General features: G+C 37.6%; 23 protein-coding genes and 1 tRNA gene. 19 read left to right on the top strand and 5 right to left on the bottom strand.

Features of this window, described 5'->3' with window-relative positions; genetic code table 11:
* The first annotated feature begins 177 nt into the window (after positions 1-177).
* The 11 genes from uvrB (at position 178) to OA91_RS15960 (ending at position 9,095) form a co-directional block, all read left to right on the top strand.
* Positions 178-2,208 (top strand): excinuclease ABC subunit UvrB, encoded by a 2,031-nt coding sequence (gene uvrB / locus OA91_RS16010; protein WP_063340002.1) that lies wholly within the window; start codon positions 178-180, stop codon positions 2,206-2,208.
* A 102-nt stretch (positions 2,209-2,310) separates the two neighbouring features.
* Positions 2,311-2,754 carry an acyl-CoA thioesterase gene (locus tag OA91_RS16005; RefSeq protein ID WP_063340001.1) on the top strand — a complete coding sequence of 148 codons (444 nt, stop codon included), beginning with the start codon at positions 2,311-2,313 and terminating at the stop codon, positions 2,752-2,754.
* Between the two features lie 141 nt (positions 2,755-2,895).
* A tRNA-Val gene (locus OA91_RS16000) sits at positions 2,896-2,972 on the top strand.
* A gap of 263 nt (positions 2,973-3,235) precedes the next feature.
* Complete coding sequence (locus OA91_RS15995; RefSeq protein ID WP_063340000.1) at positions 3,236-3,787, top strand: hypothetical protein; 552 nt, start codon at positions 3,236-3,238, stop codon at positions 3,785-3,787.
* A gap of 119 nt (positions 3,788-3,906) precedes the next feature.
* On the top strand, positions 3,907-4,803 hold the full coding sequence (locus tag OA91_RS15990; RefSeq protein ID WP_063339999.1) for a DUF4747 family protein: 897 nt from the start codon (positions 3,907-3,909) through the stop codon (positions 4,801-4,803).
* 25 nt (positions 4,804-4,828) lie between these two features.
* The gene (locus tag OA91_RS15985; protein WP_063339998.1) at positions 4,829-5,371 is read left to right on the top strand and encodes a hypothetical protein; all 543 of its coding nucleotides are present in this window, start codon (positions 4,829-4,831) and stop codon (positions 5,369-5,371) included.
* Between the two features lie 31 nt (positions 5,372-5,402).
* Complete coding sequence (locus tag OA91_RS15980; RefSeq protein WP_063339997.1) at positions 5,403-6,809, top strand: ATP-binding protein; 1,407 nt, start codon at positions 5,403-5,405, stop codon at positions 6,807-6,809.
* Positions 6,806-7,507, top strand: coding sequence for an HNH endonuclease (locus OA91_RS15975; RefSeq protein WP_063339996.1), 702 nt, complete (start codon positions 6,806-6,808; stop codon positions 7,505-7,507). Before OA91_RS15980 ends, OA91_RS15975 begins: the two co-directional genes overlap by 4 nt.
* Before the next feature lie 271 nt (positions 7,508-7,778).
* Entirely contained in the window at positions 7,779-8,117 is a 339-nt protein-coding gene (locus tag OA91_RS15970) for an antA/AntB antirepressor family protein (protein ID WP_063339995.1), read from the top strand.
* A gap of 145 nt (positions 8,118-8,262) precedes the next feature.
* Entirely contained in the window at positions 8,263-8,676 is a 414-nt protein-coding gene (locus OA91_RS15965; protein ID WP_063339994.1) for a hypothetical protein, read from the top strand.
* Between the two features lie 131 nt (positions 8,677-8,807).
* Entirely contained in the window at positions 8,808-9,095 is a 288-nt protein-coding gene (locus OA91_RS15960) for a hypothetical protein (protein ID WP_063339993.1), read from the top strand.
* A 28-nt stretch (positions 9,096-9,123) separates the two neighbouring features.
* Here the strand turns inward: OA91_RS15960 and OA91_RS15955 are convergent, their stop codons facing one another.
* On the bottom strand, positions 9,124-9,498 hold the full coding sequence (locus OA91_RS15955; RefSeq protein WP_063339992.1) for a hypothetical protein: 375 nt from the start codon (positions 9,496-9,498) through the stop codon (positions 9,124-9,126).
* A 577-nt stretch (positions 9,499-10,075) separates the two neighbouring features.
* Between OA91_RS15955 and OA91_RS15950 the strand changes: the two genes are divergently transcribed.
* Positions 10,076-11,662, top strand: coding sequence for a leucine-rich repeat domain-containing protein (locus OA91_RS15950; protein WP_063339991.1), 1,587 nt, complete (start codon positions 10,076-10,078; stop codon positions 11,660-11,662).
* Positions 11,663-11,934: 272 nt separating this feature from the next.
* On the opposite strand, the gene OA91_RS15945 is transcribed toward OA91_RS15950, so the two are convergent.
* Complete coding sequence (locus tag OA91_RS15945) at positions 11,935-13,083, bottom strand: TRAP transporter substrate-binding protein (protein ID WP_063339990.1); 1,149 nt, start codon at positions 13,081-13,083, stop codon at positions 11,935-11,937.
* 715 nt (positions 13,084-13,798) lie between these two features.
* On the opposite strand from OA91_RS15945, the gene OA91_RS15940 reads away from it, so the two are divergent.
* A complete protein-coding gene (locus OA91_RS15940; RefSeq protein ID WP_197477827.1) occupies positions 13,799-14,635 on the top strand; it encodes a glycosyl transferase family 90 in 837 nt (278 codons plus the stop codon).
* Positions 14,636-14,669: 34 nt separating this feature from the next.
* Complete coding sequence (locus tag OA91_RS15935) at positions 14,670-15,428, top strand: hypothetical protein (RefSeq protein ID WP_063339989.1); 759 nt, start codon at positions 14,670-14,672, stop codon at positions 15,426-15,428.
* 265 nt (positions 15,429-15,693) lie between these two features.
* Here the strand turns inward: OA91_RS15935 and OA91_RS15930 are convergent, their stop codons facing one another.
* On the bottom strand, positions 15,694-17,490 hold the full coding sequence (locus tag OA91_RS15930; protein WP_082827972.1) for an FG-GAP repeat protein: 1,797 nt from the start codon (positions 17,488-17,490) through the stop codon (positions 15,694-15,696).
* 322 nt (positions 17,491-17,812) lie between these two features.
* Between OA91_RS15930 and OA91_RS15925 the strand changes: the two genes are divergently transcribed.
* The 3 genes from OA91_RS15925 (at position 17,813) to OA91_RS15915 (ending at position 20,256) form a co-directional block, all read left to right on the top strand.
* Positions 17,813-18,292: a DUF1203 domain-containing protein gene (locus tag OA91_RS15925; protein WP_063339988.1), complete on the top strand. Its 480-nt coding sequence runs from the start codon at positions 17,813-17,815 to the stop codon at positions 18,290-18,292.
* A gap of 270 nt (positions 18,293-18,562) precedes the next feature.
* A complete protein-coding gene (locus tag OA91_RS15920) occupies positions 18,563-19,306 on the top strand; it encodes a substrate-binding periplasmic protein (protein WP_063339987.1) in 744 nt (247 codons plus the stop codon).
* Positions 19,307-19,857: 551 nt separating this feature from the next.
* Complete coding sequence (locus OA91_RS15915) at positions 19,858-20,256, top strand: hypothetical protein (RefSeq protein WP_063339986.1); 399 nt, start codon at positions 19,858-19,860, stop codon at positions 20,254-20,256.
* Between the two features lie 106 nt (positions 20,257-20,362).
* Here the strand turns inward: OA91_RS15915 and OA91_RS15910 are convergent, their stop codons facing one another.
* Positions 20,363-20,836 carry an FKBP-type peptidyl-prolyl cis-trans isomerase gene (locus OA91_RS15910; protein WP_046018894.1) on the bottom strand — a complete coding sequence of 158 codons (474 nt, stop codon included), beginning with the start codon at positions 20,834-20,836 and terminating at the stop codon, positions 20,363-20,365.
* 266 nt (positions 20,837-21,102) lie between these two features.
* Here OA91_RS15910 and nadE point away from each other — a divergent pair, with 266 nt between their 5' ends.
* Both nadE and OA91_RS15900 read left to right on the top strand, forming a co-directional pair.
* Positions 21,103-21,921: an ammonia-dependent NAD(+) synthetase gene (gene nadE / locus OA91_RS15905; protein WP_063339985.1), complete on the top strand. Its 819-nt coding sequence runs from the start codon at positions 21,103-21,105 to the stop codon at positions 21,919-21,921.
* Positions 21,922-22,056: 135 nt separating this feature from the next.
* On the top strand, positions 22,057-22,731 hold the full coding sequence (locus OA91_RS15900; protein WP_063339984.1) for a hypothetical protein: 675 nt from the start codon (positions 22,057-22,059) through the stop codon (positions 22,729-22,731).
* 13 nt (positions 22,732-22,744) lie between these two features.
* Here OA91_RS15900 and OA91_RS15895 read toward each other — a convergent pair whose 3' ends face one another.
* Positions 22,745-23,674 carry a LysR family transcriptional regulator gene (locus OA91_RS15895; RefSeq protein WP_063339983.1) on the bottom strand — a complete coding sequence of 310 codons (930 nt, stop codon included), beginning with the start codon at positions 23,672-23,674 and terminating at the stop codon, positions 22,745-22,747.
* Between the last annotated feature and the right edge of the window lie 4 nt (positions 23,675-23,678).

Below are 23,678 nucleotides of genomic sequence, written 5' to 3'. Positions count from 1 at the left end.
TGGAATAAGGTTATTTCTAAATAGTATATATGATTTTTTTTAAAATTCATCTCCACTCTCAAAAGTTCTAATAATCCTTTGATATAAGATGAAATAATTCTCCTCATTGCGGTCAGCTTAAGCAGTTTTTGTTAAACTGATAGATTCAGTGATTATTAGAATGCTAGGAATAACGCCGTGTCTAAAGAGTTTGAAGTTGTATCGCAATTCTCTCCTGCCGGAGACCAACCAAAAGCGATAGAAAAGCTTTCCCAGGGGATAGAAGCCGGTCTTGCTCATCAGACTTTGTTAGGAGTAACAGGCTCTGGTAAAACCTTTACCATTGCTAATGTGGTCGCGAAAGCGAAACGGCCTACTATTATTATGGCCCATAACAAAACACTTGCAGCTCAACTTTATGGTGAGTTTAAAGAGTTCTTTCCTAATAACTCGGTTGAATATTTTGTTTCTTATTATGACTACTACCAGCCAGAAGCCTATGTAGCCGCCTCAGATACTTTTATCGAAAAAGATGCTTCGGTAAATGAACACATAGAGCAAATGCGACTTTCCGCGACGAAAGCCTTATTAGAGCGTGAAGATGTCATCATAGTGGCGACTGTATCTGCCATATATGGATTGGGAGACCCTCAGTCATATTTAAAAATGATGTTGCACTTAGACAGAGGTGACCGTATTGATCAAAGGGATATCTTAAGACGCCTTGCCGAACTGCAATATAGTCGCAATGATGTGGTGTTCGAACGCGGCAACTTTAGAGTGCGAGGGGATGTGATTGATGTATTCCCCGCTGATTCAGAAGACACAGCGGTAAGAATTGAGCTCTTTGATGATGAAATCGAAAACCTCTCGTTCTTTGACCCGCTAACGAATAAAACGATTCGTAAAGTCCCCAGGCTGACTATTTATCCGAAAACCCATTACGTCACACCAAGAGAAACCGTAATGGATGCCATCGAACGTATTAAAGTTGAGCTTGATGAGCGTTTACAACAACTAAAATCCCTAGACAAATTAGTTGAGCTACAGCGTTTAGAGCAAAGAACACGTTATGACTTAGAAATGATGCAAGAGCTAGGCTACTGCTCTGGTATAGAAAACTACTCTCGATATTTGTCAGGCCGACCAGAAGGTTCACCACCGCCCACTTTATTTGATTATTTACCTGCAAATGCACTCTTAGTTATTGATGAATCTCACGTGACAGTTCCCCAAATAGGCGCCATGTACAAAGGTGACCGATCTCGTAAAGAGAACCTTGTGGAATATGGGTTTCGTTTGCCATCAGCATTAGATAATAGACCTATGCGCTTTGAAGAGTGGGAACAAATTAAACCACAAACTATTTTGGTATCGGCAACGCCTGGTAAGTATGAAGCAGAGCACCAAGATTGGGTTGTTGAGCAAATCGTAAGACCGACTGGCTTGATTGACCCTCCAGTAGAAATACGACCTGTTGCCACTCAGGTTGATGATCTTTTATCAGAAATTAACAAACGTATCCCAAACGGTGAACGTGTCCTTGTCACGACCTTAACCAAACGTATGGCAGAGGATCTAACCAGTTACCTTTACGAACATGGGGTTCGCGTACGTTACCTTCACTCTGATATAGATACGGTAGAGCGAGTTGAGATCATTCGTGACTTAAGGCTAGGTGAGTTTGATGTGTTAGTGGGCATTAACTTACTGCGTGAGGGTTTAGATATACCCGAAGTAAGTTTAGTTGCTATCTTAGACGCTGATAAAGAGGGCTTCTTACGTTCGGAAAGGTCACTGATACAAACCATAGGTCGTGCAGCTCGTAATATTAACGGACGCGCTATTTTATATGCCGATAAAATTACTGGCTCAATAGAGCGTGCCATGGCAGAAACAGATAGGCGTCGTGCCAAGCAGATTGCTCATAATGAAGAGCATGGCATAGTGCCTAAAGGGGTATCTAAGTCTGTACAAGATATTATGGAAGGTTCATATAACCCAGGTGCAGGTAAAGGTAGGCAGAGTAAAGCCAAAAAAGTGGCGGAAACCTCAGCTGATTACAAAGTTGAAAGTATGGATGATGTGGCAGATGTTCGTAAAGCCATAGTGAACCTTCAAAAAGAAATGGTAGAAGCATCAGAGAATCTTAAGTTTGAACTAGCAGCAGGTTACCGAGATCAGATACGAGCTTTACAGAAAAAGTTGAAAGAAGTGGGTGAGCTTTAAACACCCGCTTATTACCTAATTCGGCGATAAGCTCGAATAAATATAAATTTGGACAATACTAAACAGGGAAGTGAAAAATAAGCAGACAGAGAAAGGCAGACAATGTCAGATCAAACAGAGACAGAAGAAACAAAAGGTAGGCTAACGACACGCACTGTTGCCATGCCGGGAGATACTAACCCAGCAGGCGATATATTTGGAGGCTGGGTGTTATCTCAAATGGATATCGCAGCCGGTATATGTGCAGGACAAAGAGCACAAAGCCGAGTTGTCACAGTCGAAATAGACCGTATGAGCTTTATTCGACCCGTTAAAGTTGGTGATATTTTAGGTGTCTACACCAGTGTGATAAAAGTAGGGCGCTCTTCAATGGAAATATTAGTTGAAGCTTGGGTGAGACGAAATCGCATCGGCACAAGAGAAAAAGTAACCGAAGGCGTGTTTAAGTTTGTCGCCATAGGGGAAAATGGCAAATCGACGCCAGTACCAAAAGAGTCAGAATTACCCGACTATGTTCATGACTGGACACATGGGGCAGGTATATAAAGCTAAAGGCAAGATATTGAATGTTAAACAAAAATAGCTGAACCTAAATATCAACAATAAGTGACAAACGCTTAAATAAAATTTAGGCATAAAGCTTGCCAAGCTATTTTGCATAGGTATAATTCTCGCCATCAAGTTTATAGGACTATAGCTCAGTTGGTTAGAGCGCATCCTTGACATGGATGAGGTCGGCAGTTCGAATCTGCCTAGCCCTACCAAATTAAATGTATTAGTAGCTTTGGTTATTCATACATTAAAAAGCCCCTTAGATTCGTTTCTAAGGGGCTTTTTTGTGCTTATAAGAAAAGTAATCTTTAACTCTTTTACAGTTTTAACTAAAGACAGCAAAACAAGGTCTTGCCGATCTCTTTTGATATATAGTCACCGCCCACGGCTTTAGCCCCAGAGCCGCCTCCGAATATGAAGACGAACTCATCGAGCACCTAGACGCACTTTATAGAAGAGAAGTGATGAAACAGACGTGGCCTTTCTGACAAGGCTTGCCAGAGAGCGAGACGCCATCGCAAAGCCGGTTAACGATTTATACGTCTTGTCTCCAAAAGGACGAGAGAAAACCCTCTCAGGCCAGCGTCTACCCATAGTCACCTTATCCATGCCGAGCAAGAACACACCCAGCGACAGCGGCTTTATCAACTGCCAACTAGAGCAATCAAGTCGCACAACCGTGAGCGGCATCAAAGCCAGCTGGTCCGACAGCGAAACAGGGGAGGAGCACACCATCAGCACAGGCAGTGCGCCTTTTAAGAAATTGCGGCAAGCCTATTCAACCCAAGCCACCGCCATGAAAGCAGCCAAAGACGAGCTCTTAAAAACACAGCGTAAGCAAGGGTCTAAGCTCACCCTAGAAGTACCAAGCAACATACCAGATCACAAGGCGCTAGTCGTAGGGGCTCAGCTGATATTAGATGGGAGTTTCCCTACGATTTTAGCTGGAGAGTGGCGAATAGAGTCCGTCACCGCCAGTGGGAATAAGCAGGGCTATAGGGTGCTGGTGAGGGCGAGTGTAGGATGATTTTTGGCTTTTAAAAATGCAATTTTATCAATGATTTTCAAATAAATTTGGAAATTTCTTGCTTAGAATATGGTGGCTCAGTAAAGTTTCGACAATTAAAAGGATGATAAGGATTAATCATGGCAAGTCTGAAAAGAATGTCTGTTGGAGCTATAAACATAACAATTCAGCCGCACAGCGAGAAAAAATATGTAGATTTATTTAAGGCTGCATTTAAATTGAAAAGAGTGGTTAAGTTGAACTCTACATCGGGTGCTTTGTTAGCTGGAGTACGAAGTTACCCTTGGTGTGATGATTCAATTAAGCCTGTAACTGGTGACATTTGGCGGTTTACCCAAATAGATACTGATGCTCCATGGATAAATATTGAAACCAATGACATAGCTACTGATGATGATAAAGAGAGTCTAAATATTCCACCAAACTTAAGGCCAAATGGAAGCAGGTTTTCCTATATATTTTATCCGGATAAACACATGCTATTTTATGAGTCTTATTATGACAAAAAAACTTTAGGTCCAACTGTGGCTACAGATTTTTTTAATAAGTTATTTTCTCAAGAAGAAATAGTAGAAAAATTTGGAGAAGTAGAGGTAACGCATTTACCTGATATTAATGGTTTAGAAGAAGCGTTAAATATTCCTTTTAAGAGAAGTATCGAGACAGTTTTTAAAAAGCCGAATCCAGATTCATTCGCAAAAGAAGAAGCAGCATTTCTGAATAGGATGAAGAAAAATAAAGTTCAAAGAATTGAGCAAAAGTTCATTGCAGATGCAGAGCAAAGCATTGAAGTAGATGATGGCTTAAAAGTTTTAGCCCATATAGCTGCAAAAAATGGAAGCCTTAAAATAAAGGGTCGTGACCATGCTAGCAAACCAATTGAATATTCTACTGTAAGCCAGCCTTTCAAAGAGACTGAAATGTATGACCCTTCAGAAGAGTCAATGCCCATAGCTTTTATGTATAGGATGACTAGCAAACTTAAAACTATACTGAGTAATAAACTATCAAAGTGAATAAATTTTATAGTCGAGAGATGCTATGAGTAACATTCTAAGTGTTTATTATAAAGCATATGGAGGTTTTGGAGCTCTGCTTAAGAGCTATTACCTTTATGGTTCCTTTTTCATAAGTATTGCACTATTTCCTCATTGGTCTGCTTCAGGTTGGTGGGATGATGTTCTGTCAATTATGCCGAACTTATTGGGATTTTCATTAGGTGGGTATGCAATGTTTTTAGCAATTGGCGATGAAAAATTTAGAAGTTTAATTGCTGGTGATGATGGTGATGAAGATGGTGCATCACCGTTTTTATCGTTAAACGGTGCTTTTGTTCATTTTATAGTTTTGCAGGTAGTTGCTTTATTTATAGCTTTGTTTAGGAAAGCATATGATTTTAGTTTACCGTTAGATCATCCCTTTGTTGAATTTTTTAATGGATATTTTCACGATATGATTATTGTTGGAAATTTCATAGGATATTGGGTGTTTATATATGCATTATCTTTAACATTAGCTGCAACTTTTGCTCTTCTTAGAGTCGGAAGATGGTATGACATTTATCAGACAGATAAGAATAAATGATAGTGTGATTTATTAAAGGATTATATTTGTAATGTTGAAGAATTTTACCTTTCAGGAAAAAAATTATCAGTTATTACCTAATGATGTAAGTAGTATAGATAATTTATTTACAATAATTGTTGGTGAAAATGGATCTGGTAAAAGTAGGCTTTTAAAAAAAATTATTGAGGATTGTATTTGCTCTAAGAATAACCTTGAACCTATAATTGCTGGTAAATTAGCTTTATTATTCAAACTTAACTTTTATGGCGAAAAATTACCCCAAAATATAATTTCAGCATCTATGAGTCCATTTGACAGGTTTCCGCTAAATGAAAGTAAAAATAATGATTATCATTACTTAGGTTTGAGAAAGTTATTTAATATATCAAGTGACGGCAATGGTTTAGGTCATATTTATATGGAGAGCCTTTATTCTTCACTTTTAAAGTCTGCGATTAATAATAAATCTATTTGTATAAATATCACAAAAGCTCTTGATGTTATTGGTTTTGAAAGGAAAATAAATGCAATATTTGAATTTTCTCATTCTTTTATAAACTATGAAAAAAAATCATTGTCAAGTAATGCTACTGAAAATTTTATTTATGAGTATTTGAGACCTATTTTAAAGCAAAAATATAAACAAAATACCTACTTTTTTCATGAAGAACTTTTTGATAACTATGAGAATGAATATGACGTTTATAATTTTGAAAGGATAAAACATTTTTTAGATTTTGTTGAGTTGATATTGTTAAATTACAGCGGAGGAAAGTTCGATATAAGTTTGAGTGATAAAGGTGTTAGGTCTGATTCATATTTTAATGTTTCAGATTATTTAGATTTAATATTGAACTGTGGGATTATTTCTCTAAAGGAGATTAAATTAACTAAGAAAAATAAAATGGAACCGTTTTTAATTGGCGAAGCAAGCTCTGGTGAGCAAAGTGTGATTTTAAGTATTCTTGGCATCGCAAGTAAGATATGTGAAAGTTCAATGATTTTTATTGATGAGCCAGAAGTATGCTTACACCCAAAATGGCAAGAGAGATATATTGAACTGTTGATGAAAACGTTTGAAGAGTATAAAAATTGCCACTTTATAATTGCAACTCATTCACCCTTAATGATATCTAAGTTACGTGACAGAAATTGCTTTGTTATGTCAATGTCAGATCGTAAACTACATCCTTCTACTGATTATAATAAAAGGTCTGTTGATTTTCAATTGGCAAATGTTTTTAAAACTCCAGGATTTAAAAATGAGTTTTTAACAAGAACAATTATCAAGCTCTTAACAAGTTTTGGATCTAGTGGTAATCTAAATCAAGATCAGATAATTGATGCTAAAGGTATTCTTGATTTAAAAGGGGTTATTTTAGAGAACGATCCTGTGTACGACTTAATGATTATGCTTGAAGAGGTGCTGTCTAAAGTAGAGGAGGCTGCTAAGTGATATCTAAGCCTATTGTCTATGATGAAAACGATAATAAAGTTGTTGAAGAGTATGAAAATGATGAAAATAAATGCTCCTCTTTTTGGAATTTACAAGATAATAAGAACTTAGAGAACCTTAAAAAAAAGATAAAAAAATATTATTTGAAGATTCAAAACTATACATGTTGTTATTGCAAACAAACAATTATTGTTGATCATGGTGGTAGCTGGGATATAGAGCATATTATTTCTAAAAGTGTAAAAGAAGAATTTATGTTTACTCCAGAAAACTTAGCCTTGTCATGTAAGGACTGTAACACTATTAAAGGTGCGAAAAATGTTCTGAAAAACCCTAATAGAAAAACATTCCCTGATTTATCGTCTGATTACATTATTGTACATCCTCATTTTGATCATTATTTTGAACATATTAGTTGGCTGGAGAAATCAATGATTTACTACCCAAAAGAAAATAATGCTAAAGGAGTAAATACTATTGAAGTTTGTCGATTAGATAGATTCTTATTTAAAAAAATTAATTTAGATGGGGAAGATTTAGATAGTGGGTATTTTGAAGCTATAAATGATTTAAATAATAGGGTTCAAGAAGCTGAAACAAACTTTGAAAAAGCACACTGTTTAAAACTATTAAATGATGTTACAAACATTGGCCTAGCTAAACTATCAGGGAATGAGCTTAGTAAGTACAATTTATAATTTCATTGACACCCAAACCCTCTTAGGTCTACCATTTAAATGCACTGGCAAAATCCAGTGTCGGGATTAGTACCCCGTTTCTCCGTAGCGGCCTCAAACACGCACCGCGTGTTTTTTTGTGGCCGGAATCCGCCTGTTATGGTGGGTCTTTGTTGGGCTAGCTTCGGCTAGGCCGTTCCTACGGGCGGTAGTACTAACCTAATTCAGACCCACCTCCTTTTGAGATTAGTACCTCATCCGGTGGTCAATATTAGACCGTAGGAGGCCACAGATGGCTATGCAATCTGCAATACAAGCAGAACGCTTGAACTCAACCGAAATCCTTCCACTATATTCTCACATAATAAACAATCAAAACTGCGATACAGTTAACGCACGCGATTTACATACCTTTTTAGAAGTTGGTCGTGACTTTTCTAATTGGATGAAAGCCAGAATCAATCAATATAAATTTGTTGAAGATGAAGACTTCATTTTGATCTCTTTAAATGATCAAAATGGGTTTTCGCCAAAACGGGCGAAAACCCTAAATACGGGCGGTAGACCAACAAAAGACTACTTCATCACTCTCGATATGGCGAAAGAGCTTGCCATGGTAGAGCTGCACTAAAAGGCCGCGAAGCCCGCCACAACTTCATCGGCTCTTTGTTAGATATGAACGCCAACTCAAAGCCACTAACTCGCATTCTCCAGCAATAGAAAGCCCAGCGATCGACCCCACCCAACATAGCCAAGCAAACGAAGCGACGAGAACCATGGCCAACTTGCTAGAAGGGAATATCTTAGCGCTAGCCAATAAACGCTCTAAACACCATATGAGTGTCGAGCGCGCTAAAATTGGCGAAGAGGTGAATAACTATCTAGGTGTAAGTAAGTTGGATGAGGCAACCCCAGCACAATTAGAGAAAGGCTTAATCTTTATCCAAACCGCGTTAGAAGGCGAGTACCTAGGCAGAGCAGACAGCCCTACAAGCGAATACGTCGCCTCAATGGAGCGCCGCATAGAGTTCTATGAGTACAATATGAAACTCATCCACTCCCACACCACTGCGATGAAAAGAGACTTCGAAGACGCCATCTTCCCAACACTCAAAACAACCAACCCCAGACTATACGGCATCGCCAGAGAGCGCCTGCACGTCGCACACATGAACAGTAAAGTTTATTGATAAGACTGCTTAGAGCAGGCGATAAGGGCTGTAATTTAGAATATTAGAAAAGCCTAATAAAGTGTTAGGCTTTTGCTATGATGCTGTTTAAAATCTGACGTTTATTGTTATGGCAACCGAAAAGGCAATGTATGGCGTTATTTGAGAGTGAGTATCTCGAGCTATTTTTCTTGATACTGTCCCTTTTGGCGGTAAGAGTATCTGTTTTATTCGTGACAAAATTGGTTAAAACAAATAGGTGGCTGTATCCGGCTATGTTGTTTATGTGCATGGCTGTTGTCGCTATCCCGCTAACACTTGTACAAGTCGGTGCGATATCTGACAACTTGCCAAACCTCATTTTTGTTGCTTTCAACACGGTTTATTTTACTTATTTAATGTACAAGCTAGGCAAGCAGCAAAATAATGATTTTGGGTAAGGTGGGATCTAACCTACTAGAACTTATTCTATTCGATGTCGTTTAGGCTGACCTGCAAGTTTTTTAATGTCGATAATAGTCTCTTAAACAATACTTTATACTTACTATTTTCTTCTAATCTGGTGTGCACGGCCTCTGTGTAATTATTTTCAGCATCTTCTAGTATGCTTTTTACTTCATGTATCAGTTCAGAATGAAGCCAGACCGATCTTAGGTAGTTTTGATCTGTTTTTATGCTTTCATTGATGTCATTCATTAGCCAGTCATCAAAAAAATTTAAATTATGTATGACAACATTTTTTAAACTGTTTTGAGGCTCGTGGGAGCTTATGATGAAACTTATCTGGCTTTCTAAGTTTTCATACTCATTGATTGTCATCGACAGTAATTTTTGAGTATTCATTGTAACTCTCTTTTTTTAGTTCATATGTTTTTACTGCTGTCTTAAAAAGCTAGGTGAGAAGTTTGAGTTGTTCAAGGGGCGTTATCTATTCTTAACATTGTGCTTTGGGTAATAGCTAAGTGTCTAACAAGTTGACATTTTTTATCTTTATATAACTTTCCATACCAGTTGCTCAAAGGATTTTTTGTAGTGACTTTTAGACAATAAAAACGAGTGTGATCAGATGAATAACTCAAAGAAAAGTCCACATTTTCTGTGTGTTTAGTAGGAATAGGCTGTGGGCTTCTTCAATAAAAGCTGTAAAATCAGAGGCTAACGAGCGTCCAAGCAAGATAAACATTAAAGCGCTTTCTTACTTAGACAAGCAGGCTAAATACTGTTTGTCATTTGATTGATTGCTATACTTGGTTTGCAGGTAATTCTCGTTACTACAGAAGTGCGGTGTGCTGTATAAGGCTTGAGTGTTACTAAATACTAAAAAATCTAATACCAACTCTAATAGATCGTATTCACCTTAAAAAATAAAATCTCACCTTGTTTTTTGTACGCAATATTGCGTTGGTTATAGGTGACATGGATGTTTTTACGCTTAGTTCAGTATTGTATTGTTTTTGGTATTTTGAGTGCCTGCTCTTCAGAAAATGATAGTTCCAGCAGCAGTGCGACAGATAGCTCATCTTCTGGTAGTTCAACTGATTTGCCTCTAGATGATATTCCAACAGTAAAGATAGATAGCGTATTACCTGTTTATTCAAATTTAGATTTAAACCTGAATGCTGCTATTGGAAATATCAAAAGTAATCAGTTTTCGTATGAATGGAAGCAAACTGGAAAGATCGCTCCTCAAGCAAGCTTTAAGTCTGGTAAGAATGAGACTTCTGCCACTATAACGCTGCCAAATTCGATTCATGAAATTAATCTTAGTTTTGCATTAGATGTTATTCATAACAATAAAGTTGTTACGAGTGAAGAGGTGAGTTTTGCCTTGTTACCTAACCCTAAAATTTCTGACTTAGGCAGAATGAAAGGCATTGGTTTGCAGCAATGTTTAGATGGCTACCTTCGGAGTGAGGGCTGGGTATATATGTCTGAGGTGATTACTTTGGATTGTGGCTTTAGAGCTTTAGATACTTTGGTAGGGATAGAGCAATTTCTCGAACTTCGTACTTTTAGTGATGATTTTGGTGACCCTCTTACAGACCATGACCTGTATATTTTAAGTCAATTACCTTCGTTAGAGTTTCTTGGGATAAGGGACCGTGAGGTAAATAATCTTGCATTAGTATCAAACTTTGACTCTCCTTTTCCGAATTTAAAAACACTTGATTTAATTAATACAAGTTTAAGCGATTTAAAGTGGGTAAGTTTGTACCCAACTTTAGAAGCCATCATGCTGGACGGTAATATGATTACTGACTTTAGCCCTTTGACGAATTTAACAAGTCTAGAAGAAGTTTGGCTCGGTGGTCACAGTAGAACAGAACAGTTGGACTTTGCTGACTATGGCGTTTTAGAGAGCCTTAAAAACTTAACTAAATTAACGCTTTATTATACGAAGAATACTGATATTCAGCGTATTAGCCGCTTGGAAAATATAACTGACTTAGCTCTTAATGGAACAGATGTAACGGATATTTCAAGTCTTGCTAATTTGAACACTTTAGAAAGCTTGCAGCTTTATTATGTAGATTCAAATTTTAGAAGTCAGGAACTAGAAACTCTTAACACGGTTACTAAGCTTGAGTTGTATGGCTCAGATATACCTCTGTCTGATATTTCAAAAATGTCACTTGAGACCCTTTTTTTAGATACGATGAAGTTGGATAACATTGATGATCTAAAAGGAATGGTGGGTTTAAAAAACCTAAATGTTTCTACTAACAATCTTACCGATATTAGTGCTTTAGAATCGCTTGTAGGCCTTACTAAATTGAATTTGAAATACAACCAAATCGAGGATATCTCATCATTAGCTAAGTTATCTGATTTAGAAGAGTTAGATTTGAGCGACAATGAAGTTGAGGATATTAGCCCTTTATATTCATTACAAAAGTTGAAAACGTTGGATATTAGCGGTCTTAATAAAATAACTTGCTATCAAATTAATGAGCTTATGGGCCAAAACCCTACTTTAGTGATAAAGGACACTACGAGCTGCTCTTAGTCTCTTTTGTTGTTTCAATGATGGCTTCTCCTTAATAGAAAGCCGTCAGTGCAAAGTATTTTTTATTTACTCACGTGCTAATGTAAACTAGAATAAAGCTTCGGAAACGAGTTTTCTACTCTGCATCTAAGTGCTTGATTTATAAGGGCACGATTTCTAGAAAAAATTGGAAATAAATTCTCGAAAATCCTTTAGATTCAAAGGTTTATTCCGGCTCTGAATTGACTTTGACATGGATGAGGTCAAAGTTCGAATCTGCCTAGCCTTACCGTTTAACTGTATGAATAACCTTCTAAATTGTTTAAAGAGGTAATGCTATAACCATTATTGGTTTTTGTGGCATCGACGAGCTTTTGGAAAGTTTTATCGTCTCCTAATATATTTCTTTTGATTGCGGTCCATGTTTCGTTATTCGGTCCACATCGTCTAATCCATTCTTCTCTTTCTTCATGGGTGGGGACATAAATGCTAGCGCCTAAGTCTTCGAAGCTATTTGTACAGTTTGCTCTTACTTGGCTGATACTGCTTAAATGTTCTCTAAAGGTTTTTTCAGAAGCATCCTTGAGTGCTAGTTTTAATTCTAAAGGTAAGCGGTTAAACCATTGTTGGCTTACTACTGCTATCCAACCGTCATATACACTTTGAATTTGTGAGATGTTCCCAACGTGATGGCGTAAACCACGAGGGCCGTTATGTAGGCCAATCACGCTGGGGTCTAATGCTTGAATCCGACCATGTTTGGCCATGGAAGCAACGCTCACCCAGTCAACATCGACAGGTGATGCGCCTGCTAGTTCATAAAAGGTTTTGAGTGCCTTGCTATTAGGTATACGAAAGATGGTGCCTTTAACTTCGTCGGGCCGTCTGATGACTTTACCGTATTTCATTGTTGAGCTGGCTGTTCTTGACCCCGGTAAGTAATGGAATAAAACATCTAATTTACCTTGAGATTTTACTCTATCAATAATGAGCTCTTTCCAAGTATTTGAGGTAACAAGGTTTAAGTAAGCTTGGTCTTTAGCGGACCAAAATGGAATATTAAGAATATCGAGCTCGGGGGCTGCGGGTGTTAAGTTGGAAACTGAGACTAATCCTGCTGAGATAGCGCCTCTTGCCACTTTCGCCATTAGCTCATGACCTGTTCCTAAAATGCCTTTGTCTTTGATATCAACGTAGATTCTGCCAGAAGACATCTCTTCAATATTCTTTTTAAATTCAAGGTGCATATGAGGGCAGTATTTGTAGGCATCAGTTGCGTAGGGGGAAGCATAAGTCATTATGTATTCAGCGGAGTTTCGAATTGCAATATCAGCTTCAGAGCTCGACTCAATGGCTGTCAGCAAAGGATGGTTTGTACATAACGCTGCGCATCCACTGCCTTTTATAAGCCTTGAAATCCAAAGGCGTCTGGTTTTATCCATTAGTCTCCCATCAGGTGAATATATGCTTGTCTAGAGCTTAGTATAGACAAGCTAAATAGGTTTGCTTTATTACTTTAGAATATAGTTTCCTAATTGAGATTGTTTACGCATCTTTAGGTGTGATTTTTTGTACCCGTATCAGAGACTTTCCGAAAGTCTCGAGTGTGAACCGTTATAGCTAATCGGTCCTAATTACTTCTAATTAGCTTTTTTATCTTTTTATATAAGTTACTTACTATCTTTTTATATAAAATATTCACTATCCATTAATAGCTTATTTTTTATTAAAAAATAATATGAATATAAACGAATTGAATATTATAAAGCTAATTCTTAATTTTTAGCTTTATAAAGATTACAAAAATTTAATCTTACCTTAACATTAAAAAAAGTTAATGTTCGATTTTGATGAAGATATTTTATAAAATCTTTATTTTTCAATGGGTTATATCTTAATTGGCTCATTGTTTATTGTTTAGTTAAGTATTCTGTTTTCTTTTTAGATTACATTTTTTTAATAAAATTATTTAAAATCAGTATGTTAAGTTATCCAGGTGGTTTTGAAATGAATTCTGCTTCAATAAAATTTATTCTCTGGGTACTTATGTTTTTTTCATCTTCTTATAATAAAACATCTAAACTGATGTTTTATACTGGGGCTTTTATAAGGCTATCCATTCCTTGCTACTTCTTTAAAAAAAGAAAGAAGCGTTTAATGGCAATAAGTGATGCTAATACTCAGACGGTTGAAAGGCGTATTCGTTATTATCTAAAACAAAATACACCTTTTATTACTCCTGATAATGCTAAGTTGATTGGTGATTTCAAAAAAGAAAAACCGAGCGCTTATTATTACGACCTAAAGCAGTACCTTTATTATTTTTCGAGTGATCTGAAGTTTAATCATAGGTTTGGCGATGAGACGTATTTAGAAGATTATCCTTATATCGTTAAAGCTAGGCCTATTGAAGGGGATAATAAGCATGCCATTTTGATGAATCTAGATAAGCATAGGCATTTCCAGTTTGTTGATGATCCCTACTCATTTCGCCAGAAAAAAGACATGCTAGTTTGGCGCGGTGCCGCTTATCAAGAGCATCGTAGAGAGTTTATGAGGGCGTTTCATGATCATCCTAGATGCGAGATTGGGCAAACTAATAAACCAACCGAGGATGTGGTTTGGCAGAAAGAAAAATTAACCATTGATGAACAGCTGCAATATAAGTTCATTCTATCTATAGAGGGCAATGATGTTGCGACTAGCTTGAAATGGAGCATGTCCTCTAACTCTCTTTGCTTCATGGTTAAGCCTAAATTTGAAACCTGGTTTATGGAAGGTACGTTAGTTTCTGGCGTGCATTATGTGGAGCTTAAAGAAGACTATTCAGATCTTGATGAAAAAATGGATTACTACCTTGCTCATCCTGAGCAGGCTGAAATGATCATAAAAAATGCCCATCAATTTATAGCGCAGTTTCAAAACCCTAAAGTGGAAGACGCTATTTCTATTTTACTTTTACAGCGCTATTTCGAATTATCTGGCCAGCTTTAGTGCTGAGTCAAAATTGATATTAGGTTTTAATTTTATGAATATTTATTGTATCCATGAACGCCTCGATAAGTATGAAAACCGAATGCTTAATATTCAAAGGCAGCTCTGTGAAATCGAAGATGAATATAATTTAAGTTGGGTCGATTCATTTCCTGCAAAAGACTTTAATCATGGTTGTTATACCCCATTTAATAATTTGCATTTATCTCGGAATAAAGCGGAGAAATCTTGCTTTTGGAAGCATTATGATGCGCTGAAAAGAATCTCGAATAGCGATACTCATGGTTTAGTGCTTGAGGATGATGCCGCTTTTAAATCCTCGATTGTGCGTGATTGTAAAACCTTATTAAACGCATTGGATGGAGAAGATAATTATTACATCAATATTGAATATTGCAGCTATGATGTGCCGATTTGGTATTTAAATAAAACCTTAGTGAAAATGAAAGGCACAAAAAGGGCGGCGGGTTATTTGGTGAGCCCTTTAGCGGCGGAAAAACTTTGTGGTGTGATAGAAGGTTATTTGGCTCGACAAGAAGCCTTTAATTATCCAGCGGACGCATTTGTGACTGCCTGTTGGGAGCAAGTCGAACTAAATATCTTTTGGTCTGTTAAGCCTTTAGTTTGGCAAGGCTCTAAGACAGGTCGGTTTGAAAGTGACTTGTCTTTGAGAAAAAGTACTAAACACTTTTTAGTGAATGAGTTTGTTTTGTTTTATGTCATGCCTCTTATCAATAAGGTGAGAGCAAGTTTTAGAGCTAAGATTAAAGATAGAATTTTAGGTTGGGTGTAACAGGTTTTCTTTAATTTTTAGGCTCTATCACATTTTTAGTGACATAGGACTAAGGACGCTGCGAATAAGTCCTCCCGCCTCAGTGTGTGGAAATGTCTCTAGATTTATGGATTGGGTCGAAACTTAATCCTTATTCAATTGATAAGGTTCTCCCTAATCTTCTCGTTTTGATAAGTTAGTCCTAGTGAAGGTTATGTAAATAACACGATTAAGAAAGCTTTTAGAGTGAGTTTACCTTCACTAATTTCGGATTAATTTTACCTCTTTAGTATAAGTATACTGCACCAGAGGCACTGGCATTGTTTTTTGTTTTGTCTCCATTAATGCCTATCGCATTACTGTCTTCTAAATAGGCTCCGACAGCTAAAATTGATCCATCTGCTGCTAGAGAGACAGCTTCTCCAAACTTGTCATCTTTATCTGTATTGCTTGCTTTTAAATAAGCTTGTTGACTCCAAACAGTGCCATTTCGCACAAAGGTATAAACCGCACCAGACTTGTTCTGAGAGTTATCATTTTGATCTCCATTTAACCCATCTGTATTGCCGCTTTCACTGATAGCCGAGACAGCTAAAATATTTCCATCTGAAGAAATGTCTAGGTGATAACCAAATTGATCGTCAGCTTGGGTGTTACTGGCTTTTATATAGGCTTCTTGTTCCCAGTTATTACTCATGTCCTTTGCGAAAATATAGACAGCACCAGAGTAAAGTGCATTTTTATTCGTTTGGTCACCATTAACGCCTATTGAATCACTATCTTCATAAGGTGAGCTAACCGCGAGTGTACTAGCATCTGCTGAAAGTGCTAAATGATCTCCAAAGAGGTTGATTCTATCTTTAAAGCTTGCTTTTAAATATGCTTGTTGTGTCCATAAGGCATTAGTATCTCTTGAGAAAATATAAACGGCACCTGATCCATCTGTAGAATTATCCATTTGGTCGCCATTAATGCCTGTTGAACCACTGTCTTCGTCTAAAGCCCCAACAGCTAGTAAGTCCCCGTCGCTAGATAGTGACACACTGCTCCCAAATAAATCACCTGAGCCAGTGTTGCTTGATTTTATGTAAGCTTGCTGATTCCAGTTATCATTTGAGTCACGTGTAAAGACAAAAACAGCGCCAGAATCAGAGCTTGTATTATCGGTTTGTATATTATTAATACCTGTTGAACTGCTGTCTTCGGAAGAGGCACTAACAGTTAACGTACTTCCATCAGAAGACAGTTTAAGGTTCTCACCAAAATAGTCTTCACTGTCTGTATTGCTGGCTTTTATATAAGCTTGTTGGCTCCATACGTTGTTATTATCCCGTGAGTAAAGATAGACGGCACCTGAATCTATAGCGGCATTATTTATTTGGTCGCTATTTATGCCTGTTGAACTGCTATCTTCTAAAACGGCGCCAACAGCGAGTGTATTACCGTCACTTGTTAGGCTTACACTAAAACCAAAAAAATCTCCTGCTTCAGCGTTACTGGCTTTTAAATAAGTGTGTTGAGTCCAATTGCCAGATGAACTTTTATCAAAGATATAGACGGCTCCAGCGTTGTTTGACGTATTATCAGTCTGGTCTCCATTTATATCTGTGCTGCTACTATTTTCTGCATAAGCCCCAACAGCTAATGTCAGCCCATCACCTGATAGAGATAAGCTTTTGCCAAAATTGTCGTCGATATCAGTATTGCTTGCTTTTACATAACCAATGCTGTCAGTTAAGGCGTTATTAACCGATAGTGTGTCAGAATCAATACACTCACTTGCGTTACAACTTTGTAAAATATATTGGGCATTTATTCTTGAATAGAGTGGTACTAAGTGGCTATAGCTTAGTGTATTGCTTGAAATGTCAGTACCTACTTGGATAAAGCCAGAGTTAGAGTCTTTATTTTCTAATAGCTTGTAGTGAGTTGCTCCACTTTGAACTTGCCAGCTAAAGTCAAAACTTTTAATGGAAGAGAAGCCTAAGGTGAAGTTCGATCCTGAAACATTATTATTTGTTTCTGAGCTGCCTCCACAAGCAGTTAGTATAAAAGTCATAGCAATGAATATGGCTTTTCTCATCCTTGAAAAACATCCTTTAAAAAATTAACAATCAATTTAGGAGAGAGTGAGACAAAAATGCTGTCATTCATCACTCACTCTTAATTGGCAAAAGAGATTATTAATAAATTAAATTGTTATCAATCAAAATAATGACAAAACTATCTCTCTATCCTTACTGCTTATATCAAAAAATTCAAAATTTATAGTTTTATGTGGTCAAATAAAGTCAAATTTTGCTTCTAAAATACAAAAACAATATCTGGATGTTTTGCCTTAAAGACTCAGTTATTAATGATCACTTATTTGTTTGAATGATAGTAACAACGATGAGTGGTTAAAGATGAAGTATCAAATAAAACCAATTAAGCCTGAGTTTTTAGATAAAGTTAGGGTTGAAGGGTTGGATGATCAAAACCAAGCGGTTGAGATAATAACGGCTTCTGGTGGCGAGCCATGTCGAGATGTATTTAGGCGTGCTAAAGCTGGAGAGAAGTTAATTTTAGCAAGTTATTGTCCTTTTAATGTATCGGGTCCTTATAAGGAATATGGGCCAATATTTGTACTAGCGAATGCGAGTAATGAAGACACTGGAGATTTGACCCTATCAAATTTGAATGATGATAAGGTAGGTTATTTTTCTGGCCCATTTGTTCTAAAAGCCTACTCTAAAGATGAGCGAATACTAGATGCCAAGTTAACTTGCTTAGAAGAAGCTGAAGCCGATCTGGTTGATTATCTCTCACATGAGCGAGTGGCTTTTGTCATTGCGAGATATGCGGCTTTTGGATGCTTTAGCCTTAGGGCGGAGCTTTGTCGTTAAAAGGGGAGTAGAGCTTTTTGAATTTGAGTTGGGTATTTTTTACCCTTAAATAGCTAGATGAATTGTGTATGAGGGGCTGCTTATTACGGAGAAGCAAGAGCAAAGGTTGTGCTTCTCCGCTATGCTAACAACATATGAAAACTTGATTAGTTAGGGCAGAATGGCACTTTGATAAAGTGTACTAATGCTAGGGATCGCATTATTTAAATGACACAACTAGGCTAAAGGTGTGAGGAGAGCATCGACAGTTTTTGAGAGGGGCTAAATTACATGCACTTGCGTTTGTTATCTCTTTTACTCATCTTGTTGAGCAATTTTGCTCGTGCTGACCCTCATTTAGAATTAAGAATCGTTACTGAGAATTTCCCGCCTTATAATTTTGAAGTTAAAGACAAGGCAGAAGGTGTTTCGAGCGAAGTGGTGTTAGCTGTGCTTGAACACGCAAATCTTGATGCTGATATTGAGTTCCTTCCTTGGCCGCGAGCTTATAGAACGGCTCAGCTTGAACCTAATACTTTAATTTATTCTATTGCTCGTATTCCTGAACGTGAATCCATGTTTGCTTGGTTGGGAACCATCGCGCCCTATAGAACCTCTTTTTATAAGTTAAAGTCGAATACAGATTTACATATTCATTCATTTGACGAAGCTAGATCGCATAAAATTGGTGTGTCTCAGGAAGATGCCATAAAAATGTATTTGGAAAACCGTGGCTTTAAGCACTTAGAAGTCGCAAATGCTGATCAATTTGTTGTGCGTATGCTGATTTATGGACGCATGGAATTAATTGCTTATGATGAGGCATCTCTTCCTTATCAGGTGAAGGAGGCTGGGTTGGATCTTGATCTGATTGAACGAGTACTTAGGATAGATGACTTATCTGAGGAGCTCTATCTTGCTATGCACCCTGAAAGCGACCCTGTGTTAATTCAAACGTTAAAAGACAGTCTAGTGGCTATTAAAGAGAGTGGCCAATATCAAAAAATCCTATCTCGTTATTTTCCTGAATATTAAGGAACCTGCGATTAAGTCACCTCTTCTCAGTCTTTTCAGGAAAAGTGTCACACAAGGCGTTACTTTGACGTAATGTAGGTACCTTTCGAGAAGTGACAACACAGGGTGTTACTTTCTCTGAAATGCCGTTTAGGTATTCTTCAAAGACCCGAAGGGCGTGGTCTAAAAAACCTATCTTTATGTTGAGAATCTTATTAATAGAATAACTATTAAGTTGCGCTCCTCGCCATAAATCTAGCGGTTTTTATTCACACGCTGAGGCGGGAGGAGTTATTCGTAGGTTCCTTAAGCGATAAGGTCCAATAACAATTTAAACGCTGCATATTATAGGTGTCTATTTGTGTGTTTTACTAAGGTTTCATTGGACCATGGCTAAGCTAAGTGAGGTCTAATTCTCCATCCTGTTGAGAACTAACTCTTCTGAATTTCGGTTTAATGCAGTTTATTTATGGCTCTTCCTTATTTATTTTTCTTATTGTTGGTTTATCTCTGTTTTTTTATTGCTTATATCTGGTTTAATAAGCGGATAAGATTTTTAGTAGGAATGAAGTATGTTGGTGTCAGGCTATAAAAAGGAACTTTTAATTGTAAATGATCAGCCAAATTTGATGGCTGAAATTACTAAGCTGGACAGTGACGATGGTATTGCAGAGATAGTTTGGTCTATGGCCATATATGACTTCAACCAGCAAAATATCACAATGGAAACAATGGATTACGCTTTAGCTGCAAATGATATTAAAGCTTTATGTCAGTCTCATTCTGATTCAGTTGGGCTAGAAGGTAGTTGGCATATCATCGCAGGCTTTAGTTCGTTAGGTATGAGTAGTTTAGGAGAGGGACATTTTCAATCTCCAAATACCAGAGCGCATGTAACAATTGATAATGCTAAGAGCTTGAATCCACTGACACTCAATTTCCAAGTTGTTGGTATATTAATAAATGGCTAATAAGCCCCATGCTGGCGTATGAAAAATGCCAAAGATTTAAAACGAGAATTAAAACTTAAAAGCCATCACTTATAATCAAGTGATGGCTTTTTTCTTGATACTTTATTTAGTTAATTTCAAGTAATTCAACATCAAAAATTAGGGTGGAACCTGGTGTGATAATACCGGCTGAGCTTTGGCCATAGGCAAGTTCGCTTGGAATAAATAAGCGACGCTTTTCACCAACGACCATAAGTTGTACCCCTTCAGTCCAGCCTTTGATCACCTGATTTAAACCAAATGAAATTGGCTCTCCACGATCGACTGAACTATCAAAAATACGGCCATCAACTAAGGTGCCATGATAGTGCACTTTTACTTGGTCTGTGGCATTTGGGTGCACATCACCTGTGCCTTGTTGCAAGATTTTAAATTGTAGGCCTGAATCTGTTGTTACAACATCTGGGTCTTTTGCATTTTCAGCTAAAAAAGCACTACCAGCACTGGCATTTTCTATGGCCAGTTGTTTATTTTTCTTGCTCTTGTTAAACCATAAAAAGGCAAGGGCAACTATGATCACGAGTAGGATAATTTTAGACATAGGCTTAACTCAAAACACCATAAAATAAAGGAATGAGCACTTTATCTGGGTTAATGCATTTGCTCAAGGGGGAATTTAGTTCTTCCTCAGACAAATAGGCGTTTGCACCCATTCACTATCACTTTTAAAATAGCGTCATATTATTTTCATACACTCCCTAAGCACAAGCTTTAGTAAAAGATTATCTGGTGGATAAGTGTGGCCCGATAAATGCTTTGTTTTAGTGAGTTTGAAGAATCTGAATTAACCATGAACAGGACAGATTAATGGAAGCCTTAAAGCAGCAAATAGTGGCAGAGATGCGTGTTCAACCTAGCATTGATCCGGATCAAGAGATAAGTCGACGTGTAAACTTTATTAAAGACACACTTAAAGCATCTGGTATGAAAGTACTCGTGCTAGGTATTAGTGGTGGTGTTGATTCGTCTTTATGCGGTCGTTTATGCCAGTTAGCTTGTGAAGAATTGGGTGACGAATATAAGTTTATTGCTGTTAGGTTACCTTACGGTGTTCAGGCAGATGAAGACGACGCGCAGCTGGCGCTTAGCTTTATTAAACCAGATATCTCCTTAGCAATTAATATTAAGTCTGGTACAGATGGTATTCATGAGTCTGTGATGGCAAGTGTGGTTGAGGCTGGTATGGAAGCGCCGAGTGACTTCAAGCGAGACTTCACCAAAGGAAACTCTAAAGCACGTATGCGCATGATTGCACAGTATGAAGTGGCAGGCATGTATAATGGCTTAGTACCTGGTACTGATCACAGCGCGGAAAACATCTCAGGCTTTTATACCAAGCATGGCGACGGTGCCTGTGACCTTGCACCTTTGTTTGGCCTTAATAAACGCCAAGTTAGGTTGTTAGCACAAACTCTGGGTGCACCTGCTTCGGTTCATGGTAAAGCGCCAACAGCCGACCTCGAAGATGATAGACCTCAATTATTAGACGAGGTGTCTTTAGGTGTTACTTATGATGAGATTGATGACTTTTTAGAAGGTCGTGAAGTGAATGCTAAAGCAGAAGAAACTATCTTGGCTAACTATTTAAAAACTCGCCATAAACGTGATGATATTCCAACGCCCTAAGCAATAGGCGTAAAGAGGGTAAAGTTATTGTCATACTAACTTGCTCTCTTTGTTTGGCTTTTGCGGTTTGCTAATGCCAGTGTTATGGTCTGTTTTCGTTATTTAATTCTGCTTTATCATCACAAGGAAATTAGTTTGAAAGCTCTTGTTTTACCTCGTTTTAAGTCGCTTTTATTGGGCGCTGTTAGTGGTTTTTTGTGCTTATCTTTTAGTGTCACAGCGCAGGCTGAAGGCACCTTTTTAAGTATTGATGAGGTAGAGACAGAAACGGGTTTTTATCAACCTGATTTCTTGTTAGAGATAGGTTATGGCCCTGATATGAGTCATGTTGAAATCGGTATGGATTTCCAAAAAGAGCAAAGTATGGGGTTTGCGGGTTTGTATTTCTCTCGTACTGAATATGATATGACAGCATCAGAAACCGCAACTATGACTGCCATTGGTATTCGTGGTTTGAAATACAGTTCGCCGATTAATGATACTGTGGGTGCTGATTTGCACTTAGGTATTAATCAGACCAAAGCTGGTAGTTATGAAAGAACAGGGATAGAGTTCGCGTTAAGCTTTTATGAGAGTTTCAACGAATCAACTTCAATGATAATTGGCTTTAGCTTTCGACCTGAGTTTCTTGCCTTTGATTGGAATGAAGGTGTGATTACCGAATCTGGTTATGAGTTAGGAATAAATCATCAATTCTCACCACAATTAAACCTGTTTGCTAAGTATTACTATGAAAACTTGTGGCAGGATAATTTTACCTCTGACCGCATCAATGATGGTGCTATGCTAGGTGTTAATTATCTTTTTTAGATAAGTTTATTTTCTAAGACAAACCCTGATCCCAAATAGGCGTATCTCCTCCTATCTCTTGTTGAAGAAATTCAATAAAGACTTTCACTTTAGCAGCGAGATGCCTACGTTCTGGAAAAATGGCATAAATGCCATGGATAGGTTGAGGGTAGTTTGTTAAGACTTGAGTAAGCTTTTTATTCACAAGGTCTGGCCCGACAATAAAGGTTGGCATGTTAGCTATGCCAAGCCCTGCCAAAGCGGCATCATGTAGGGCTTCAGAATTATTAACTCGATAATTACCTTTAGGAGTGACTTTAATAAAGTCACTCTCTTTCTTGTCAGCTTTTTTATGGAAAAGCCAATCTTGCCCTGCTCTAAAGTATGAATAATAAAGGCAGTTATGTTGGCTTAAATCACTTGGGGTTTGAGGGGTTCCACTATTTGATAAATAGGCATTTGAGGCACAAATAACACTGCGACAAAGGGCTATTTTTTTTGCGACTAGACTGGAATCTTCAAGCTGCCCTATGCGTATGCCTATATCGAACCCTTGCTTGATAAAGTCTTGGCGTTTGTCGTCCATGATCATTTCAATTTGAATGTCTGGATAAAGTGCGAGGAATTTAGGTATTAAATGACTAATGTAAAGTCTTCCAAAGGTCATGGGAACGCTAATTTTGAGTTTCCCTTTGGGTTTTGCTTGTAATCGACTCACCGCATATTCAGCCTCTTTTGCTAGGCTAATTGCTTGGCTTGCATAGTCATAATACTCTTCTCCTGCTTCTGTTAAAGTCAGGCTGCGAGTGGTTCGATTAAAAAGACGCACACCCAAGTCACTTTCTAATTGGCTAATACGTTTACTAACAGCTGACTTCGAAGTATTAAGTTGCTCACCCGCTTTGGAGAAACTACCTGCTTCTACTAGGGCAACAAAAATAGGTAAGGTATTAAAGTTCGACATTTGG

The sequence above is a fragment of the Marinomonas sp. SBI8L genome (genome assembly GCF_001624705.1).
Taxonomy (GTDB): Bacteria; Pseudomonadota; Gammaproteobacteria; order Pseudomonadales; family Marinomonadaceae; genus Marinomonas.
Note: the sequence above shows the minus strand (reverse complement) of the source record. Positions and strands in the feature narration are given on the sequence as shown.